This window comes from Variovorax sp. V15, from assembly GCF_041154425.1.
In the GTDB taxonomy this organism is placed as follows: domain Bacteria; phylum Pseudomonadota; class Gammaproteobacteria; order Burkholderiales; family Burkholderiaceae_C; genus Variovorax; species Variovorax guangxiensis.
On record NZ_AP028659.1, the window covers coordinates 6289154 to 6305101 of the forward strand.

Annotated in this window: 17 protein-coding genes; 6 read left to right on the forward strand and 11 right to left on the reverse strand. The window is 68.8% G+C overall.

Annotated features, from left to right (window positions below):
* Nucleotides 1-26 precede the first annotated feature (26 nt).
* The 7 genes from ACAM57_RS29725 to gtdA all read right to left on the reverse strand — a co-directional run bounded on the left by ACAM57_RS29725 (nucleotide 27) and on the right by gtdA (nucleotide 7487).
* Nucleotides 27-740, reverse strand: coding sequence for a hypothetical protein (locus ACAM57_RS29725; protein ID WP_369659925.1), 714 nt, complete (start codon nucleotides 738-740; stop codon nucleotides 27-29).
* Between the two features lie 41 nt (nucleotides 741-781).
* Nucleotides 782-2128 carry an FAD-dependent oxidoreductase gene (locus tag ACAM57_RS29730; RefSeq protein ID WP_369659926.1) on the reverse strand — a complete coding sequence of 449 codons (1347 nt, stop codon included), beginning with the start codon at nucleotides 2126-2128 and terminating at the stop codon, nucleotides 782-784.
* A 126-nt stretch (nucleotides 2129-2254) separates the two neighbouring features.
* Nucleotides 2255-3232 (reverse strand): Bug family tripartite tricarboxylate transporter substrate binding protein, encoded by a 978-nt coding sequence (locus ACAM57_RS29735; RefSeq protein ID WP_369659927.1) that lies wholly within the window; start codon nucleotides 3230-3232, stop codon nucleotides 2255-2257.
* Between the two features lie 96 nt (nucleotides 3233-3328).
* On the reverse strand, nucleotides 3329-4306 hold the full coding sequence (locus tag ACAM57_RS29740) for a tripartite tricarboxylate transporter substrate binding protein (protein ID WP_184640201.1): 978 nt from the start codon (nucleotides 4304-4306) through the stop codon (nucleotides 3329-3331).
* A 57-nt stretch (nucleotides 4307-4363) separates the two neighbouring features.
* Nucleotides 4364-5629, reverse strand: coding sequence for a 3-hydroxybenzoate 6-monooxygenase (locus ACAM57_RS29745; RefSeq protein WP_369659928.1), 1266 nt, complete (start codon nucleotides 5627-5629; stop codon nucleotides 4364-4366).
* Between the two features lie 27 nt (nucleotides 5630-5656).
* The gene (locus ACAM57_RS29750; RefSeq protein ID WP_369659929.1) at nucleotides 5657-6361 is read right to left on the reverse strand and encodes a fumarylacetoacetate hydrolase family protein; all 705 of its coding nucleotides are present in this window, start codon (nucleotides 6359-6361) and stop codon (nucleotides 5657-5659) included.
* A gap of 64 nt (nucleotides 6362-6425) precedes the next feature.
* Nucleotides 6426-7487 carry a gentisate 1,2-dioxygenase gene (gtdA, locus tag ACAM57_RS29755; RefSeq protein ID WP_369659930.1) on the reverse strand — a complete coding sequence of 354 codons (1062 nt, stop codon included), beginning with the start codon at nucleotides 7485-7487 and terminating at the stop codon, nucleotides 6426-6428.
* A gap of 122 nt (nucleotides 7488-7609) precedes the next feature.
* On the opposite strand from gtdA, the gene ACAM57_RS29760 reads away from it, so the two are divergent.
* The 6 genes from ACAM57_RS29760 to ACAM57_RS29785 all read left to right on the forward strand — a co-directional run bounded on the left by ACAM57_RS29760 (nucleotide 7610) and on the right by ACAM57_RS29785 (nucleotide 11696).
* Nucleotides 7610-8506 carry a LysR family transcriptional regulator gene (locus ACAM57_RS29760; protein WP_126184069.1) on the forward strand — a complete coding sequence of 299 codons (897 nt, stop codon included), beginning with the start codon at nucleotides 7610-7612 and terminating at the stop codon, nucleotides 8504-8506.
* Nucleotides 8507-8612: 106 nt separating this feature from the next.
* Entirely contained in the window at nucleotides 8613-9062 is a 450-nt protein-coding gene (locus ACAM57_RS29765) for an acyl-CoA thioesterase (RefSeq protein WP_369659931.1), read from the forward strand.
* Between the two features lie 108 nt (nucleotides 9063-9170).
* Nucleotides 9171-9659 (forward strand): phasin family protein, encoded by a 489-nt coding sequence (locus ACAM57_RS29770; RefSeq protein WP_126022323.1) that lies wholly within the window; start codon nucleotides 9171-9173, stop codon nucleotides 9657-9659.
* A 148-nt stretch (nucleotides 9660-9807) separates the two neighbouring features.
* Nucleotides 9808-10521 carry a TetR/AcrR family transcriptional regulator gene (locus ACAM57_RS29775; RefSeq protein ID WP_184640211.1) on the forward strand — a complete coding sequence of 238 codons (714 nt, stop codon included), beginning with the start codon at nucleotides 9808-9810 and terminating at the stop codon, nucleotides 10519-10521.
* A 3-nt stretch (nucleotides 10522-10524) separates the two neighbouring features.
* Nucleotides 10525-11367 carry a hypothetical protein gene (locus tag ACAM57_RS29780; RefSeq protein WP_184640213.1) on the forward strand — a complete coding sequence of 281 codons (843 nt, stop codon included), beginning with the start codon at nucleotides 10525-10527 and terminating at the stop codon, nucleotides 11365-11367.
* 71 nt (nucleotides 11368-11438) lie between these two features.
* Nucleotides 11439-11696 (forward strand): acyl-CoA-binding protein, encoded by a 258-nt coding sequence (locus ACAM57_RS29785; protein ID WP_184640215.1) that lies wholly within the window; start codon nucleotides 11439-11441, stop codon nucleotides 11694-11696.
* A gap of 19 nt (nucleotides 11697-11715) precedes the next feature.
* On the opposite strand, the gene ACAM57_RS29790 is transcribed toward ACAM57_RS29785, so the two are convergent.
* From ACAM57_RS29790 to ACAM57_RS29805, 4 genes are all read right to left on the reverse strand, one after another.
* The gene (locus ACAM57_RS29790; protein WP_126022326.1) at nucleotides 11716-12630 is read right to left on the reverse strand and encodes a DNA/RNA non-specific endonuclease; all 915 of its coding nucleotides are present in this window, start codon (nucleotides 12628-12630) and stop codon (nucleotides 11716-11718) included.
* 67 nt (nucleotides 12631-12697) lie between these two features.
* Nucleotides 12698-12949: a hypothetical protein gene (locus tag ACAM57_RS29795; protein ID WP_126022327.1), complete on the reverse strand. Its 252-nt coding sequence runs from the start codon at nucleotides 12947-12949 to the stop codon at nucleotides 12698-12700.
* Nucleotides 12946-14577, reverse strand: coding sequence for a S8 family serine peptidase (locus ACAM57_RS29800; RefSeq protein ID WP_369659932.1), 1632 nt, complete (start codon nucleotides 14575-14577; stop codon nucleotides 12946-12948). The genes ACAM57_RS29795 and ACAM57_RS29800 overlap by 4 nt, the downstream gene beginning before the upstream one ends.
* 67 nt (nucleotides 14578-14644) lie before the next feature.
* Entirely contained in the window at nucleotides 14645-15895 is a 1251-nt protein-coding gene (locus ACAM57_RS29805) for a CaiB/BaiF CoA transferase family protein (protein ID WP_369659933.1), read from the reverse strand.
* Nucleotides 15896-15948 lie beyond the last annotated feature (53 nt).

The window sequence follows — 15948 nt, forward strand, 5'->3', positions numbered from 1 at the left end:
CTCTTCTCCCTCTTCTCCCTCTTCTTCTACTTGTAGAAGCACATGCCCATGAAGCCCGCACGGCAGCTGTAGTCCGTACCGCCCTGCACGACGCGCACCGGCACGCCGCCCAGCAGCATCGAGCCGTCGTCGGCATACACCAGCGGCGAGGGCGCGGCCTTGCTGAAAGGAGCGCTGAGCGTTTCCTGCTCGACGTAGTTCAGGTACTGGCGCCTGGAGAAATCGACCTTGTCGCCCGACTTCAGCGGCACCGCCTCGTAGCGCTTGCCGTAGACGGTGCCGAAGTAGCGCAGCGCGGGGCCCGTACGGTCGCCGTACTTCACCTCGGTCTTCGCGAAGCCGGTCTGGATGAGGAAGGTGCGGTCCTCTGGTGTCAGGTCGGCGTCGAAGGCCACCAGCACGTACTGGCCCTCGAAGCTCTGGTTGCGCGCCACCCTGAACTCGCCGAGCAGTGCGGGCGTGACCTTGGTGCGCCCGTCCCAGCGCAGCAGCGCAGCCACGGAGGGATCGCCGTCGAACACGTAGTGGTAGTTCTCGCCGACGATGGCGACCTTGCGGCCATCCTTGGCTGCCAGGAAGCTCAGCAGCCGGTCCTTACCGTGGACGGGTTCGCCTTCGGGGGTACTGGCGCAGCCGGCCAGCGAGAGGCCGATGGCGGCGCAGGACAGCGCCAGGAGGGTGCGACGCGCGGGTGTCGACAGCGAAGGGAAGTGCACGTTGGGTCCGGGGTTCGAGTTCATCAAGCCCCGGACTCTAGCGCCATCCCGCACGCCGCGGGCCTTCAGCGGTCGAGGTCGACGCCGTCGGCCGCCAGCTTTTTCTGCAGCGCCGGGATGTCGACCGCCGCGAAGCTGCCTGCGCCCACCGACGCCGCCGCCGTGCCCGCGGCCTGCCCCATGACGAAGCAGCCGCCGCTGGCGCGCGCGGCCGACTGGCCCTCGTGCGTCATCGACGCGCAGCGCCCGGCCACCAGCAGGTTGTCGAGCGTCTGCGGCACCAGCATGCGCCAGGGCAGGTGGTTGTAGGCATTGTCCTCGTCGCGCGGGAAGGCCCATTCGATGCGGCCGTCGGCATGCATCTCCATCGGCCAGGCGTTCAGGCCGATGTTGTCGTCGAACTTCGCCGAGCCCAGGATGTCCTCGCGCCCGAGCGCGTAGAGCCCCTGGATGCGCCGCGTCTCGCGGATGCCGACCTGCGGCGCGATCTCCACGATGGCCGACTGGGCGAAGCCCGGCACCTCGGCCTTCAGGAATCTGAAGTACTCGGTGATCTGGCGGCGGCCCTCGAGCTCGCCCTCGGTCAACTCGCGCGCGTCGACGCCGTTCATCGCGCGGCCCTGCGAGTTGCGGATCTGCGTGACGTTGGCGCGCCACTCGCGCGGGTCCTTGTTGGGCCGCAGGATCGCACCCTCGCGCGGGAACCTGTAGACGCCCGGCTTCTGCTGCTCGGCGCGCGCCATGAAGTCGTTGATGGCCTTGAACTCGCCCACCGCCTCCAGCGCAGCCGGCGCGTCCACCTGGCCGATGCGGAACATGGTGGTCGGAAAGAGCCCGCTGCCGTGGCCGTCGCCCACCTCGAAGGGCACGCCCGCGAAGGCGGCCACGTCCGCGTCGCCGCTGGCGTCGATGAAGGCGTTGGCGCGGATCGCCTGGCGGCCCGACTTGGTCTCGACCACCAGCGCCGCGATGCGCTTGCCGTCGAGCACCACGGCCGCCGCCAGCGCGTGGAACAGCAGCTTCACGCCCGCACCGCCCAGCAGCTGGTCGGCGGCCAGCTTGTAGGCCGAGGTGTCGTACGAGCGCACGCAGATGCGCCCGCCCATGCCGTTCTGCGGCTGGTTCATGCCGTTGAGCGCGGCAATGCGCTCGATGAGCTCATCGACCACGCCGCGCACCAGCTGCATCATCTCGCCCTTGCGCTTGCCGTACAGGCCCGCGAAGTTGGTGACGCCGCCGGCCGTGCCCATGCCGCCGAGGAAGCCGTAGCGTTCCACCAGCAGCGTGTTCGCACCGTGGCGCGCGGCGCTCACGGCGGCCGCGATGCCGGCGGGGCCGCCGCCGACCACCACCACGTCGTACTCGCCGAACACCGGCAGCTCGCGCGCCGGTTCATGCAATGTGGAAGTCATTCAAATAGGTCCATGGATGTCTGTTCGGGAAACACCGCGGATCCGGCTTGGCCGGTCCGTCGGTGTTGCCCCCTGCAAGGGGGAAGGCGCGCGCGACACGAAGTGCGCGCAGCCTGGGGGGTGTGGTTATTGCAACTTGATGCCGCGGGCCGAGATGATCTTGGTCATGATCGCGGCCTCTTCATTGACGCGCGTGCGCATGCCGTCCGGCGAGGTGCCCACGGCCTGCCAGCCCTGCTCGAAGAGCTTGCGGCGCACGTCGGGGTTCTTCATCACGGTCTCGAGTTCGCGGCTGATGCGCGCCTGCGCCACCTTCGACAGGTTGGACGGGCCCAGCAGCGCCACCCAAACCTCGAGGTTGAAATCCTTCACGCCTGCGTCGGCGAGCGGCGGGATCTCGGGCACCAGCGCGCTGCGCCCGCCGGTGAGGCCGATGGCCTTGAGCTTGCCGGCCTTGATCTGCGGCATGGCCACGCCCGGCGGGATCAGGCCCATCTGCACCTGGTCGCCCAGCATCGCGGTGATGACCTGCGGGTTGCCCTGGTAGGGCACGTGCTCCGGCTTGAAGCCGGGCACGCGGGTCTTGAGCAGTTCCATGCCCAGGTGGCCGACGGAGCCGATGCCCACCGAGCCGTAGTTCCACTTGTCGCCGGCCTTGCGGCCTTCGTCGAAGAAGGCCGCGCCCGAGGGCAGGTTGTTCTGCGCCACCAGCACCAGCGGCGCGGTCGCGATCAGCGACAGGTAGGTGAAGTCCTTGACCGGGTCGTAGGGCAGCTTGGGGTACAGCATCTTCGACGACGTGAGGTTGCCGTTGATGACGATGCCCAGCGTGTGGTCGTCGGTGGCCTTGGCCACCTGGTCGGCCGCGATGTTGCCCGAGGCACCGGCCTTGTTGTCGACCACGATCGGCTGGCCCAGCGCCTTCGACAGCGGCTCGGCGATGGTGCGCGCGGCGATGTCGGGCGTGGAGCCGCCCGGGAAGCCCACGAGCAGGCGGATCGGCTTGGTCGGCCAGGCGGCGTTGTCTGCGTTGGCGCTCAGGGGCAGCATGGCGGCGGCGGCCAGGCCGCAGGCGATCAGAAGGGCTCTCTTGGTGGCGTGCATGGAGAAAAAGTGTGAAAAAGTCGTCAAAAAACCAAAGAGGGCCAGCTTAACTGCCGAGCAAGACACCGGGCAAGGCCGGGGCCTGGCGCACCCTCGCTATTCGAGGCTGATGTTGCCCCTGCGCACCAGCTCGCCGTACACCTTCGACTTGGCCTCGGCATTGCGCTCGATTTCCTCGGGCGACCAGGCCAGCGGCTCGAAGGCGAAGGTGTCGAAGCGGGCGCGGATCTCGGGATCGGCGATGACCTTGGCCACGTCGGCATTGATCTTCGCCTTGATGGCCGCCGGCACGCCCTTGGGCGCGAGCAGCGACACGAATGAATTGACCTCCAGCGAGGCCGGGCCGCCCGCCTCGGCCATCGTCGGCACGTCGGGCATCTGCGGAATGCGCTTGCTGGCCGCCACCGCGATGTAGCGCAGCTTGCCGGCCTTGTAGATGCCCTGGCTCGACGGGATGCTCGCGAAGGCCCACGGCACCTCGCCGGTGCCCACGTTCGAGTAGAGCTGCGACACCTCGCGGTACGGCGCGTGGCGCATGCGGATACCGGTGAGCGCCTCGAGCTGCTGCGCGCCCAGGTGGCCCGGGCTGCCCACGCCCCACGAGCCGTAGACGATGCCGTCGGGGTTGGCCTTGGCGGCGGCGATCAGGTCGCTCATGTTCTTCCATTTCGAGTCGGTACCCACCGCCACGAAGAAAGGCGTGCGGAAGAGCGATGCCACCGGATCGAAATGCTGCAGCGTCACGAAGTTGCGCGACTTGTACAGGTGCGGCAGCGCGGCGACGTGCTCGCTGTCGAGCTGCAGCAGCGTGTAGCCGTCGGGCGCGGCGCGGCGGGCCTGGTCGATGGCGATGAAGCCGCCGCCGCCGGGCCGGTTGTCGATGACCACGCGCTGGTTCCACAGGCGCGAGAGCTTGTCGGAGACGAGGCGCAGCACCGCGTCAGGGCCGCTGCCGGCGGCGAAGGGCGTGACCAGGGTCACGGGCTTGCTCGGGTAGTCGCCGGACTGGGCCAGCACACCTGAAGCGGCCGTGAGGGCGAGGACGCCTGCGAGCAGGGCGCGCGAAAAATTCATGTCTTTGTCTCCTGGGCCTTCGGCCTCGATGGTTATGAATGATGAAAGAAACGGACCTCAGAGCGGCGAAAGCACGGCGGCGCCCTCGGCCCGGATCACGGGCGAAGGCCGCAGCGCCTCGGGCGCATCGTCCAGGCAGCGCTCGGGCCGCCAGGCGTAGAGCCACTCGACCGCATCGTAGAAGCGCTCGGGCGTGCGGCCCGGCCACAGGCTGTTGCGCACCAGGCGCTCCACGCCCTTGGCGTGATAGAGCCGCCCCATCTCGCGCACCGACAGCACCACGCGCGCGGTGCGGGCTACGCGCGCCGCCTCGTAGAGCTTGAAGGCTGCAGGCATGTCGAAGCCGCAGGCCTTCACTGCCTCGCCGAGCGTCACGGCGTCTTCCAGCGCCATGCACGCGCCCTGCGCGAGGTACTGCATCATGGGATGCGCGGCGTCGCCCAGCAGCGTGGCGGAGCCTTCGCTCCAGCGCTCGACCGGGTCGCGGTCGGCGGTGCTCCAGCGGCGCCACGAGGTCGGCCGGTCGAGCAGCTGGCGCGGGCGCGCGTGCACGCCCTCGAAGTACGAGAGCACTTCTTCCTTGCTGCCGTCGGTCACGCCCCACTCTTCCTTCTCGCGGCTGTGGAAGGTGACGACCAGGTTGTATTGCTCGCCATGGCGCAGCGGGTAGTGCACCAGGTGGCAGTCGGGGCCGGCCCAGACCACGGGCGCGTTCCAGCGCAGGTCGGCGGGCATGTCGGCCGCCGGCACCACGGCGCGGTACACAACGTGGCCCGAGACGCGCGGCGCGTCGCCGATGAGCCTGCCGCGCACCACCGACTTCACGCCGTCGCAGCCGACGATGGCGTCGGCCTTGAAGCTGCGGCCGTCGCGGGTGACGGCGGTGACTCCCTGGCCGCCCAGGTCGATGGACTCGACCTGCGCCGAGGTGTGGAAGCGGATCAGCGGATGCTGCTTCACCGCCTCGTGGATCGCGCCATGCAGGTCGGCGCGGTGGCTCACCGCATAAGGATTTTTGAAGCGCGCGCGGAAGGCCTCGCCCACCGGCACCGAGGCCACTTCGCCGCAGTCGACCGCGTCCATCATCACGAGCCGGTCGGTGAACACCGAGCCCCGACGCACCGCCTCGCCCACGCCCAGCGCGTCGAGCGCCGCGAAGGCATTGGGGCCGAGCTGCAGGCCGGCGCCGATCTCGCCGATGGTGGCGCTCTGCTCGAGCAGGTCGATGGAAACACCCAGCCGCGCGAGCGCCAGCGCGGCGGCCATGCCGCCGATGCCGCCGCCGACCAGCAGCACTGTGGGAGGGTTCTTCGAAAGGGTCATGGCGCGGCCTGTGCGGTCGGAAAAAACTTACTCGATGTGCACCGTCAACGACGGCAGTCGCTCGATGCTCACCTTGATGGTCTGGCCCGGCTTCACCGCGCCCACGCCCTCGGGCGTGCCGGTGAAGACCAGGTCGCCGGGCTGCAGCGTGAAGAGCGTCGAGAGGTTGGCGATGACTTCGTTCACCGACCAGATCAGGTGCGTGATGTCGCTCTTCTGGCGCACTTCGCCGTCGACTTCCAGCACGATGGCGCCGGCGTTGATCTCGCCCACGTCGGCCAGGGTGCGCAGCGGCGCGATGGGCGCGGAGAAGTCGAAGGCCTTGCCGATCTCCCACGGACGGCCCTGCTCGCGCATCTTCATCTGCAGGTCGCGGCGGGTCATGTCCAGGCCCACGGCGTAGCTGTGGATGTGGCTGGAGGCCTGCTCGACCGGAATGTTGGCGCCGCCCTTGCCGATGGCGACCACCAGCTCGGCCTCGTAGTGGTAGTTGCTGGTGAGCGGCGGGTAGGGAATCGAGACGCCCTTTCCGTCGGCCACCGGCACCACCGAGGCGTCGTCGTTGGGCTTGCAGAAGAAGAAAGGCGGCTCGCGGTCGGGGTCGAAGCCCATCTCGCGCGCATGGGCGGCGTAGTTGCGGCCCACGCAGTAGACGCGGCGCACGGGGAACTGCTGGTCGGAACCCACGATGGGCAGGCCGACGATGGAAGGAGGCGTGAAGGCGAAGGACATGGGAAGCTCCTGCCGCTCGGGGCGGCACTTGGTCAGACGGAAAACGGGACGATCGCCTGTGGCTTCAGGCGTCTTCGAGAAAGGCTTCGCGCAGGATGCCCATGGCCTGCTGCACGGGGCGGTCGGAGAAGCTGAAGAGCACGGCGTCTTCGGCCGGCGACGACAGCTTCAGCGTTGCCCACGAGGGCACCACGAAGGTGTCGCGCGGGCCGAACACGAAGCGCTGGCCGGCGATCTCGGCCGTGCCGTGGCCCTCGACCACGCTGTACACCGCGCCGTCGGTCGCGCGGTGCGCCTTGCCGGCGAAGCCCTTGGGCAGCAGCTGCAGGTTGGTGGCGATGGTCGGCATCGGCGAGCCGCCGGTCAGCGGGTTGATGTAGCGCAGCTTGTGGCCCAGCCAGGCATCGGGCGCTTCCTGCTTCTGCAGCTGCACCAGCGCCTCGCGGCTGCGCGCATAGGGGTAGTTGAAGATCGGCGAGGTGGCCGATGCGTGGTCGTGCCGCACCGGCACCATGTTGTGGCCGAAGCGCGCGAGGCTGTTGCCCTCGGGGCGCGAGACATGCTGCACCTTGGAGTCGTCGTTCTCGGCGAAGCCGGCGTCGAAGAAGCGCAGCATCGGGATGTCGAGGCCGTCGAGCCACACCACCGGCTCCACGCTGCCGCCGATGCCCTCGTTGCCATGGTCGTGCCAGGCCCACGAGGGCGTGATGATGAAGTCGCCCGGGTACATGGTGGTGCGCTCGCCGCCCACCGTGGTGTAGGCGCCCTTGCCGTCGACGATGAAGCGCAGCGCCGACTGCACATGGCGGTGCGAAGGCGCGACCTCGCCCGGCATGATGAGCTGCAGCCCGGCGTAGAGCGACTGGGTGATCGACGAATTGCCGGGCAGCGCCGGGTTCTCCAGCACCAGCACGCGGCGCACGGCCTCCTCGGCGGTGATGAGGTCGGCCGACTCCATCAGCAGCGGGCGGATCTCGTCGTAGCGCCACAGGGCGGGCACGCACGGCGTCTGCGGCTCGCGCGGCACCAGCGCGTGCAGCGACTCCCACAGCGGCGTGAGATGCAGCGGGCGGATGCGGTCGTAGTAGTCGCGGCGCTCGGCCGCATTCGAGGGGGCTGGTTTCATGGGGCGGTTGTCTCCGTTGGCGGGCATTGTTGGCCCGCACCACTATTTCCTCAAGACCGGCAGCCAATACACGGAATTCGAAATTTCGATAATGGTGCCTTTCGCCGTAAGCAGGAGCCCCCATGTCGAAGCTCGATCTCGAATGGCTCGCCGTGTTCGACGAGGTCTACAAGACCGGCAACGTGTCGAAGGCGGCCGAGCGCCTGGGCATGGCGCAGGCCGCCGCCAGCACCGCGCTGAACAAGCTGCGCGCGCACTTCGACGACCGCCTGTTCACCCGCACCGCGCAGGGCATGCAGCCTACGCCGCATGCCGAGCGCATCTACCCGAACCTGCGCGAGGCGCTGGCGCAGATCGCGCAGGCGCAGGGCAACCGCAGCAGCTTCGATCCCGCGCAGGCGCAGCGGCGCTTCCGCATCTGCATGACCGACATCAGCGAGGTGGTGCTGCTGCCCGGCCTGCTCGACCACCTGCGGCAAGCGGCGCCGGGGGTGCACATCGAGACGGAGATCATCTCCACGCTCAGCGGCCGCCGGCTGCAGGACGGCGAGGTCGACCTGGCCGTGGGCTTCATGCCGCAGCTGGACGCGGGCTTCTACCAGCAGACGCTCTTCATGCAGAACTTCGTCTGCCTGGCGGCGAGGAACCACCCGCGCATCGGCACGAAGCTCACGCGCAGGCGCTTCGAGGCGGAGGCGCACGCGGTGGTGTCGACCTCGGGCACGGGGCACGCCATCGTCGACACCACGCTCGCGCGGCTGGGCCTGAAGCGCAACGTGGTGGTGCGGCTGTCGAGCTTCCTGAGCGTGGCGCGCATCGTGGCGCAGACCGAGCTGCTGGTGGTGGTGCCGCGCATCCTCGGCAAGGTGCTGGCCACGCAGGAGCCGGTGAAGCTGCTGGAGCCGCCCTTCGCGCTGTCGGACTACGCGGTGAAGCAGCACTGGCACGAGCGCTTCCATGCCGACCCGGGCAATGCCTGGCTGAGGCGCACGCTGGCGCAGCTGTTCAGCGGCAGCTGAGCGTGCGCGCCGGGACGACCGGCGGCGTCCGCAAGCGGGCGCCCGCTCGCATAATCGCGGCTCCCCACTCCATAGTCACAGCCACATTCACCAAAGGCGGCCTCCCATGTCCTCGATCACCCTGCGTTTTCTCGCCGAGCCCAGCACCGTCAACTTCGGCGGCAAGGTCCACGGCGGCACCGTCATGAAGTGGATCGACGAGGCAGGCTACGCCTGCGCGACGAGCTGGGCCAAGCGCTACTGCGTCACCGCCTTCATCGGCAGCATCCGCTTCCACCGGCCGATCATGATCGGCGACCTCGTCGAGGTGGAGGCCCGCCTCGCCTACACCGGCAATACCAGCATGAACATCTCGGTCGAGGTGCGCAGCGGCGACATGAAGGGCGGCTCGATGGAGAAGACCACCGAATGCCTGATCGTGTTCGTCTCGGTCGATTCGCACGGCCGTCCGCTGCCCGTCGTACCCTACGTGCCCGGCACCCCCGGCGAAATGGCGCTGGCCGAGCGCGCCAAGGCCCACCTGGACGCGAGCCGCGCGGCCGGCATCTCGGCCTGAGCCTCTGCCGGGGAGCTTCACCCCATAGACGCGAAGCTCTAATGAAGAGGCCGCCGGGCGGCTAGAGTCAGGCGATTGTTTGCAGGCAAAGGAAAAGGAACGAATCGCATGGCTACCCAGGACGACGACAGCAACGGCAAGGCCGCCGACCGCATCAAGGATTCCGCCCAGCAGATCTGGCTTGCCGGCCTCGGTGCCTTCGCCAAGATGCAGCAGGAAGGCAGCAAGGCCTTCGAGGCGCTGGTGCGCGACGGCGCCGGCATGCAGAAGAAGACCCAGCAGGCCGCCGAGGAGACCCTGGCCCAGGCACAGCAGCGCATGGCGGGCTTCGCCAGCGAGTTCGGCACCAAGGCCGCCGGCCAGTGGGGCAAGCTGGAGAACATCTTCGAGGAGCGCGTGGCGCGCGCGATGGAGAAGCTGGGCGCGCCCAGCGCCGCCGACATGGCCGCGCTGCAGGCGCGCGTCGAGGCGCTCGAAGCCCAACTGAAAAAGGCGCAGCAGGGCACCGCTACCGCCACCGCCGCGCGCAAGACCGCGGCCCGCAAGGCGGCCGCGCCCGCCGCCAAGAAAACCTTGCGCCGCAGCAAGGCCGGCTGACCCCGCGCAGGCCGCCGCGCCGGGCGGCCGCGATTGCGGCACTGCACAAGAAAGCCGGTGCGGCAAAACATGGCCCGTGCCTTCATGGTGCGGTGCACATACGCTAGAGTGTCCCCAAGAGAGACGAACGAGACATCGGGGGCACGACATGGCAAAGAAGGCGCCACGCCGCACCGCGCAACGCATCCTCGAAGCCGCATTGGACCTGTTCAACCGCTTCGGGGAGCCGAACGTCTCGACCACGCTGGTGGCGAGCGAGCTCAACATCAGCCCGGGCAATCTCTACTACCACTACCCGGCCAAGGAAGAGCTGATCAACAAGCTCTACGAGGCCTACGAAGCCGAGCTCGACGAGCTGCTGCACGCCAGCGAGGGCGTGCACGACGTGGAGGACGCCTGGTTCTTCATGCACAGCCTGTTCGAGCTGATCTGGCGCTACCGCTTTCTCTACCGCGACCTCAACGACCTGCTCAGCAAGAACCGCAGGCTGGAGACCCAGTTCCAGCTGGTGCTGAAGAACAAGGCGCGCGCCATCCGCCAGCTCATCGCCGGCCTGAGCCGCGCCGGCCACCTGGAGATCGACGTGCACGAGGTCGACACGCTCGCGCAGAGCATGGTGGTGGTGCTGACCTACTGGCTGAGCTACGAATACGTGCGCAACCCGCGCGAGGCACTGGAACCCGAACATGCGCAGGGCGCGCTGATGCGCGGCGGCCTCCATGCATTGCACCTGCTCGCGCCCTACCTCGGGCCCGAACAGCGGCGCCACCTGCTGGCGCTCGGCAATGCCTACAACGGCGAAGACCCCGGCGGCGCAAACGCTGCCGGCGCCTCGGCTTCTCCTGTCGATATGGCGGTCTAGAACATGCCCCACCACGATTTCAAACCGCTTTCGCTGATGTCCGCCGGCGCCCCCGGCACCAATGCCGGCACCGAACCCTGGACTCCCCTGCCCTGGGCCGACTCTCCCCGCTACGACGCGCGCAGCGTTCTGCCTCACTGGGCGCGCCTGCATGCCGGCCACGAACTGCCGGTGCCGGCCGAGGGCTCGGCGCTCGCCGAGGGCTGGGCGCTGTATCACAGCGGCGAGTTCGAGCGCGCCGCGGCCATCGGGCTGCTGCAGGGCGCCGAGGGAATGGCGCTGGCCAACCAGGCGACCGCGATCTACGCCAACTACCTGGAGCCGCGCGAATCGGTGCGGCTCGCGATGTTCCGCCAGGTCATCGAACGCGCCGGCGCGCAGGCCGACTCCGAGCCCGACAACTGCCAGGCGCTCTACTGGCAGTCATATGCGCTGGGCCGCTACAGCCAGGGCATCAGCGTGGCGCGCGCGTTGGCGCAGGGCCTGGGCAGCAAGCTCAAGGGCGCGCTGGAGCGGGTGATCGAGCTGCAGCCCCGGCATGCGGACGCGCACCTCGCACTGGCCTCGTTCCACGCCGAAGTGATCGACAAGGTCGGCGCACTGGTCGGGCGCATGACCTACGGCGTGCGCTCCGAAACCTCGCTGGAGCTGTTCGAGCGCGGGCTCGAACTGCATCCCCATTCGGCCGCCGGAATGATGGAATACGCCCGCGCGCAGCTGATGCTCCACGGCGAATCGCGCATGGGCGAGGCGACGCGGCTGTACGAAAAGGCGGCGGCGCTGAAGCCCGCGGATGCGCGGGAGCGGCTGGACGTGGAACTGGCAAGGGCCGGGCTGCGGGACTGAACCGCGTCGGTACGGTCGTGTACCGCAGGATTTAAGATGCGGGCTTTCCGCTTCACATCCCCCTGACCGACATGTCCGACCTCAACGCCCTGTTCGAAGCCGCCCAGGCCAATTCCAAGCTGCTCGCCGAGCGTCCCGACAACCCGACGCTGCTGAAGATCTACGCCCTGTTCAAGCAGGCCACCGAGGGCGACAACACCGCCAAGAAGCCCAGCTTCAGCGACATCGTCGCCCGTGCCAAGTGGGACGCGTGGACGGCCCAGAAGGGCCTGAGCGCCGACGAAGCCAAGCAGAAGTACATCGACCTGATCGAATCGCTGCGCGGCTGAACGCCGACTCGCGGCCCGCTCAGCCCGGCAGCTTCGTATCGGCGAAGCGCCGGATGGGCTGCACGAAGGCGAGGTCCGCGCCGTCGAGCACGTCGCGGCCTTCCAGGCTTTCGAAGCGCAGCCCGGTTTCGGCCTCGATGAAGGCCAGCGGGCGCTGCGAGGTGCCGAAGTCTTCCAGGTCGCGGGCCACGCCCGAATCCAGGTAAGTGCCCTGGCTCATCAGGTAGGCGATGGCGCTGAGCTCGCCGGTCGCTTCGCTGATGAAGGCGACTACCTTCCAGAAGTCGCGCGGAATGCGGATACCGAATCTCTCCGGGTCGTCCTGCCGCAGGATCGGGCCGGTGAAGACGCTGATTCGCTTGTCGTCGCCCTGGGCGTTGCCGAGGACGTAGTCCTCCAGGTCGCCCCAGAGCCCGTCGTTGAAGGGCTGCCACTGGGGGCAGGCGTTGGTGGCGAAGAAGGTGTCGATGTTGGCCCTCTGCGCCGTCGCCAGCGGGCCCCAGTTCGGGTCCTGCCTGCGCGTCATGTGCCCGCGAGAGAACTTGCCTTCCTGCCCGGGGCCGTAGGCCTCGCGCAGCATCTGGTATTCCTTTTTGATGCGGCCGTCGTAGTTCCAGGTGTCGTGGCGCGGGACGTTCTTCGACTTCGAGCCGTCGATGTTGCAGGCAGAGTAGAGCGGCACACGCCGCGAGATGCACTGCACCGTGCTGAAGTGCTGGTACTTGAGCTCGAAGGAGCCGTCCTCGAGCGTGGCGATGTCGTCCGTGGAAATGGATTCGCCGATGGCCGGCAGTTCCACGTGCCAGTCATCCCCCAGGAAGCCGGGCGCATAGCCCTTGCGGCCCTTGAAGAACTCCGGCGGCTTCGGCGTCGCGGCGACGCGCTGGATGCCGGCCCACGAACTGCTCACGACCTGGATGTCTGCGTCGGACATGGAAAGCCTCCTCCTGAAAAAAACCGGGGCCGAAAACGGCCCCGTTGGATGCGTGCACGCTGCGCGGCTACTTCGCGAGCTTGGCCCGTGCGTTTTTCAGATTGAAGACAGGCTTGCGGATTTCCGCGAAGGTGGGCTGGGAGACGGCCCATTCGGGGTTCTGCTCGAGGGCGGCAAGCTGCTCCTCGTCGACCTGGGCTTCCATCAGGGTGCTGGTCTTGGCCGTCAGCACCACGCCCGGCACGCAGCGGCGCAGCCGTGCTTCCGCCGACAATTTCTTGCGCGGGCTGCCTGTGTAGGTCAACACGATGCTGGTCACTTCAGAACTCCAAAACCTTCGTACTCGGCCGGCCAACCCACCTTTTTCGCTGCCTTGGACAGCATCCTGACGATGGCGTCGGCCTTTTCAGGGCCTCCCGGCATGTTAAGCAGCTTGTTATCCCCTGACAACAAACGGGCCGCCATTCCCGAGGAGTACGGCGTGGCCATCGAAGTTCCGGACATCATGGCGTAACGGTCGCCCGGAAAAGCCGACAGCACCGCCACGCCGGGGCCGATGAAATCGGTGGAAAGCCCGTAGTTCGAGAACTCGGCGACGAATTCCTTGCGGCGGCGAATCTCGCTTTCCTGGAAGCTCTCGGGGCAGTCCGCCGGAAAGGTCCCGTCGCGCCCCAGCGCGCCCACCGCCAGGGTGTGGCTGTAGCGGGCGGGGTAGCGCAGGAGCGACTGGCCGTCGTTGCCGGTGGCGGCGAACACCACCACGCCCGCGTTGCGCGCCTTCTCGAGGATGTCGGGCATCTCCGGCATCGGCTCCAGGCTGCCCATGCTGATGTTGACGATGTGGCAGCCGTCGGCGATCGCCCGGTCGAGCGCGCTCGCGATGTCGGTCGACTTGGCGCGCCCGCGCTCGCCGCTCTTCGGACAGACGCGGTAGGCCATCAGCCGGCAGGCGGGCGCGAGGCCGTAGATGCCGGTGTCCGCCGCCACCCGGCCCGCGATGATGCCGGCGACATGGGTGCCGTGCCCGATGCCGTTGTCCAGGAAATCCGCCGGGTTCTCGCCGGTGACGAAGCAGCCTCCGCCCGCCACCGCGATGCCGGCGTGCGGCCCGACGCCGCTGTCGATCACGCCCACCGTCACGCCCTCGCCCGCCTGCGCATCGTAGGGCGCGTAGTTCGCCAGCAGCTGAAAACTGTCGGGCGCCAGCGGCGCGGCCAGCACGTTCAGCCGCTTGGGCGCATCGACCCGCTCGAAGCCCTTCACGAACACCGACCAGTGCGTGTGCTCCGGCTCGACCAGGATCATTTCCACGCGCCGGTAGAGCACCGGAATCCCCAGGCTCGCGACGCCGTCGCCGTCGGTCACGGCCGGGACGTGCGCGCCGTCCCAGTCCACCAGCGCCTTCACCCGCACGCCCGCCACCGGCTTTCCCTGCGCGTCGGCAAAACGCACTTCGAAGCGCTTGACCTTGGTGCCCGCGGCGACCTGGATCGCGCTCGCCTCCAGTTCGTCGCCCAGCGGGCGGATGTATTGCAAATAGGCCCACGCCGCCGGCGCGATCCGCAACCCCGGCGTGTTGCGGCGCATGGCCAGCAGGGCCGACGAATTGGCGCGCATCACCGACACGCCCTCGACCTGCTTGAGCAGCTTCATCCTCGGCGCGCCGCGGCCGCGCACGCCCTCGCCTATCGCATCCGCCGCGTTGCCGAGGTTGATCGCGCTCAGCGTCGCCAGCTCCGCGCCACCGGCCTCCGCCGTGCGGGGCGGCCAGACGATCACGTCGTCGGAGAATTTCGGCTCCAGCGCCATGCGGCGCAGGCGAAGCTCCTGCAGCAGGCGCTCCAGCTTCTTTTCGTCCGATTCCGAAAGCTCGCTCTTCATGGACGGAAGATTGCCGTTGTTGTCGCGCCTGTGGACTTCCCGTCGCTCGTTCGCTGCTGCAGCCATGGACTCTCTCCTTTGCCGCTTTATCGCACGAGGACGGTTTCGCGCCCGTGAATCGCCCCGTGGCGAACTAGCCCACGATGCCCCGCTCGTGCAGCGCCGCGATCTGCTGCGTGCTCAACCCGATCTCCTTCAGTACCGCGTCGGTGTCCGCCCCCAGCGCGGGCGCGTTGCGCCGGTGGCTGGCCGGCGTGAGCGACAGCTTCGGTACGAAGCCGGGCACCGCGAGATCGCTGCCGTCGGACATGCGCACCTGCTGCAGCATGCCGCGCGCGGCGTAGTGCGGATCGGCCGCGATGTCGGCGATGGTGTAGATGCGCCCGGCCGGCACGTGCGCCGCGTCGAGCGCGGCCAGCACCTGGCCCACCGTGCGCTGCGCGGCCCAGTCGCCGATGGCGGCGTCCAGCATTTCCACCTGCGCGACACGGCCCGTGTTGCCCGCCAGCGCCGGGTCGACGGCCAGGTCGGGCCGGCCGATGCATTCCATGAGCCGGCGGAAGATGCTGTCGCCGTTGCCCGCGACGATGGCGTAGCCGCCGTCCGCGCAGCGGTAGGCATTGGTCGGTGCGATGCCCGGCAAGGCGCTGCCGGCAGCCTCGCGCACCGCGCCGAAGGCGCCGTACTCGGGCAGCAGGCTTTCCATGCAGTTGAAGACAGCCTCGTACAGCGCCACGTCGACCACCTGCCCGCGCCCTTTGGGGAATTCCGCGCTCACCGTCGCGTGCCGGTGCTGCATCGCCATCAGCACGCCGATCACGCCGTGCAGCGAGGCCAGCGTGTCGCCGATCGAGACGCCCACGCGCACCGGCACCCGGCCCGGCTCGCCGGTGAGGTGGCGCAGCCCGCCCATGGCCTCGGCCACCACGCCGAAGCCGGGGCGGTCGCGGTAGGGCCCGGTCTGGCCGTAGCCGCTGATGCGCAGCATCACCAGCGCGGGGTTGGCGGCCAGCAGCTCGTCGGGGCCGAGGCCCCAGCCTTCCATCGCGCCGGGGCGGAAGTTCTCGATCAGCACGTCGGCCTCGGCAGCGAGCTGCCGCACGATGGCCTGCGCCTCCGCCTCGCGCAGGTCCAGCGCCAGCGAGCGCTTGTTGCGCGACTGCACCTGCCACCAGACGGAGGTGCCGTCCTTCAGCAGCCGCCAGGTGCGCAGCGGGTCGCCCGCGCCCGGCGGCTCGATCTTGATGACCTCGGCACCGAAGTCGGCCAGCGTGCGCGCGGCGAAAGGCCCGGCGATGAGCTGCCCGAGCTCGATGACCTTGAGGCCGGCCAGCGGGCCGGCCGGCGAAGCGGATACGGTGTTGGTTGAAGCGGTCGTCGTCATGCGCCCGAGTGTGCCGCGCCGCCGCAGCCACCCCGCCGGGGCGGGAAAACACC

Excerpts from the sequence above, each read along its gene's own strand:
- ACAM57_RS29740 (WP_184640201.1), bottom strand. The coding sequence starts at position 4,306 with ATGAATTTTTCGCGCGCCCTGCTCGCAGGCGTCCTCGCCCTCACGGCC.
- ACAM57_RS29745 (WP_369659928.1), bottom strand. The coding sequence starts at position 5,629 with ATGACCCTTTCGAAGAACCCTCCCACAGTGCTGCTGGTCGGCGGCGGC.
- ACAM57_RS29770 (WP_126022323.1), top strand. The coding sequence starts at position 9,171 with ATGGCTACCCAGGACGACGACAGCAACGGCAAGGCCGCCGACCGCATC.
- ACAM57_RS29790 (WP_126022326.1), bottom strand. The coding sequence starts at position 12,630 with ATGTCCGACGCAGACATCCAGGTCGTGAGCAGTTCGTGGGCCGGCATC.
- ACAM57_RS29765 (WP_369659931.1), top strand. The coding sequence starts at position 8,613 with ATGTCCTCGATCACCCTGCGTTTTCTCGCCGAGCCCAGCACCGTCAAC.
- gtdA (WP_369659930.1), bottom strand. The coding sequence starts at position 7,487 with ATGAAACCAGCCCCCTCGAATGCGGCCGAGCGCCGCGACTACTACGAC.
- ACAM57_RS29805 (WP_369659933.1), bottom strand. The coding sequence starts at position 15,895 with ATGACGACGACCGCTTCAACCAACACCGTATCCGCTTCGCCGGCCGGC.
- ACAM57_RS29735 (WP_369659927.1), bottom strand. The coding sequence starts at position 3,232 with ATGCACGCCACCAAGAGAGCCCTTCTGATCGCCTGCGGCCTGGCCGCC.
- ACAM57_RS29750 (WP_369659929.1), bottom strand. The coding sequence starts at position 6,361 with ATGTCCTTCGCCTTCACGCCTCCTTCCATCGTCGGCCTGCCCATCGTG.
- ACAM57_RS29760 (WP_126184069.1), top strand. The coding sequence starts at position 7,610 with ATGTCGAAGCTCGATCTCGAATGGCTCGCCGTGTTCGACGAGGTCTAC.
- ACAM57_RS29725 (WP_369659925.1), bottom strand. The coding sequence starts at position 740 with ATGAACTCGAACCCCGGACCCAACGTGCACTTCCCTTCGCTGTCGACA.
- ACAM57_RS29800 (WP_369659932.1), bottom strand. The coding sequence starts at position 14,577 with ATGGCTGCAGCAGCGAACGAGCGACGGGAAGTCCACAGGCGCGACAAC.
- ACAM57_RS29785 (WP_184640215.1), top strand. The coding sequence starts at position 11,439 with ATGTCCGACCTCAACGCCCTGTTCGAAGCCGCCCAGGCCAATTCCAAG.
- ACAM57_RS29780 (WP_184640213.1), top strand. The coding sequence starts at position 10,525 with ATGCCCCACCACGATTTCAAACCGCTTTCGCTGATGTCCGCCGGCGCC.
- ACAM57_RS29775 (WP_184640211.1), top strand. The coding sequence starts at position 9,808 with ATGGCAAAGAAGGCGCCACGCCGCACCGCGCAACGCATCCTCGAAGCC.
- ACAM57_RS29730 (WP_369659926.1), bottom strand. The coding sequence starts at position 2,128 with ATGACTTCCACATTGCATGAACCGGCGCGCGAGCTGCCGGTGTTCGGC.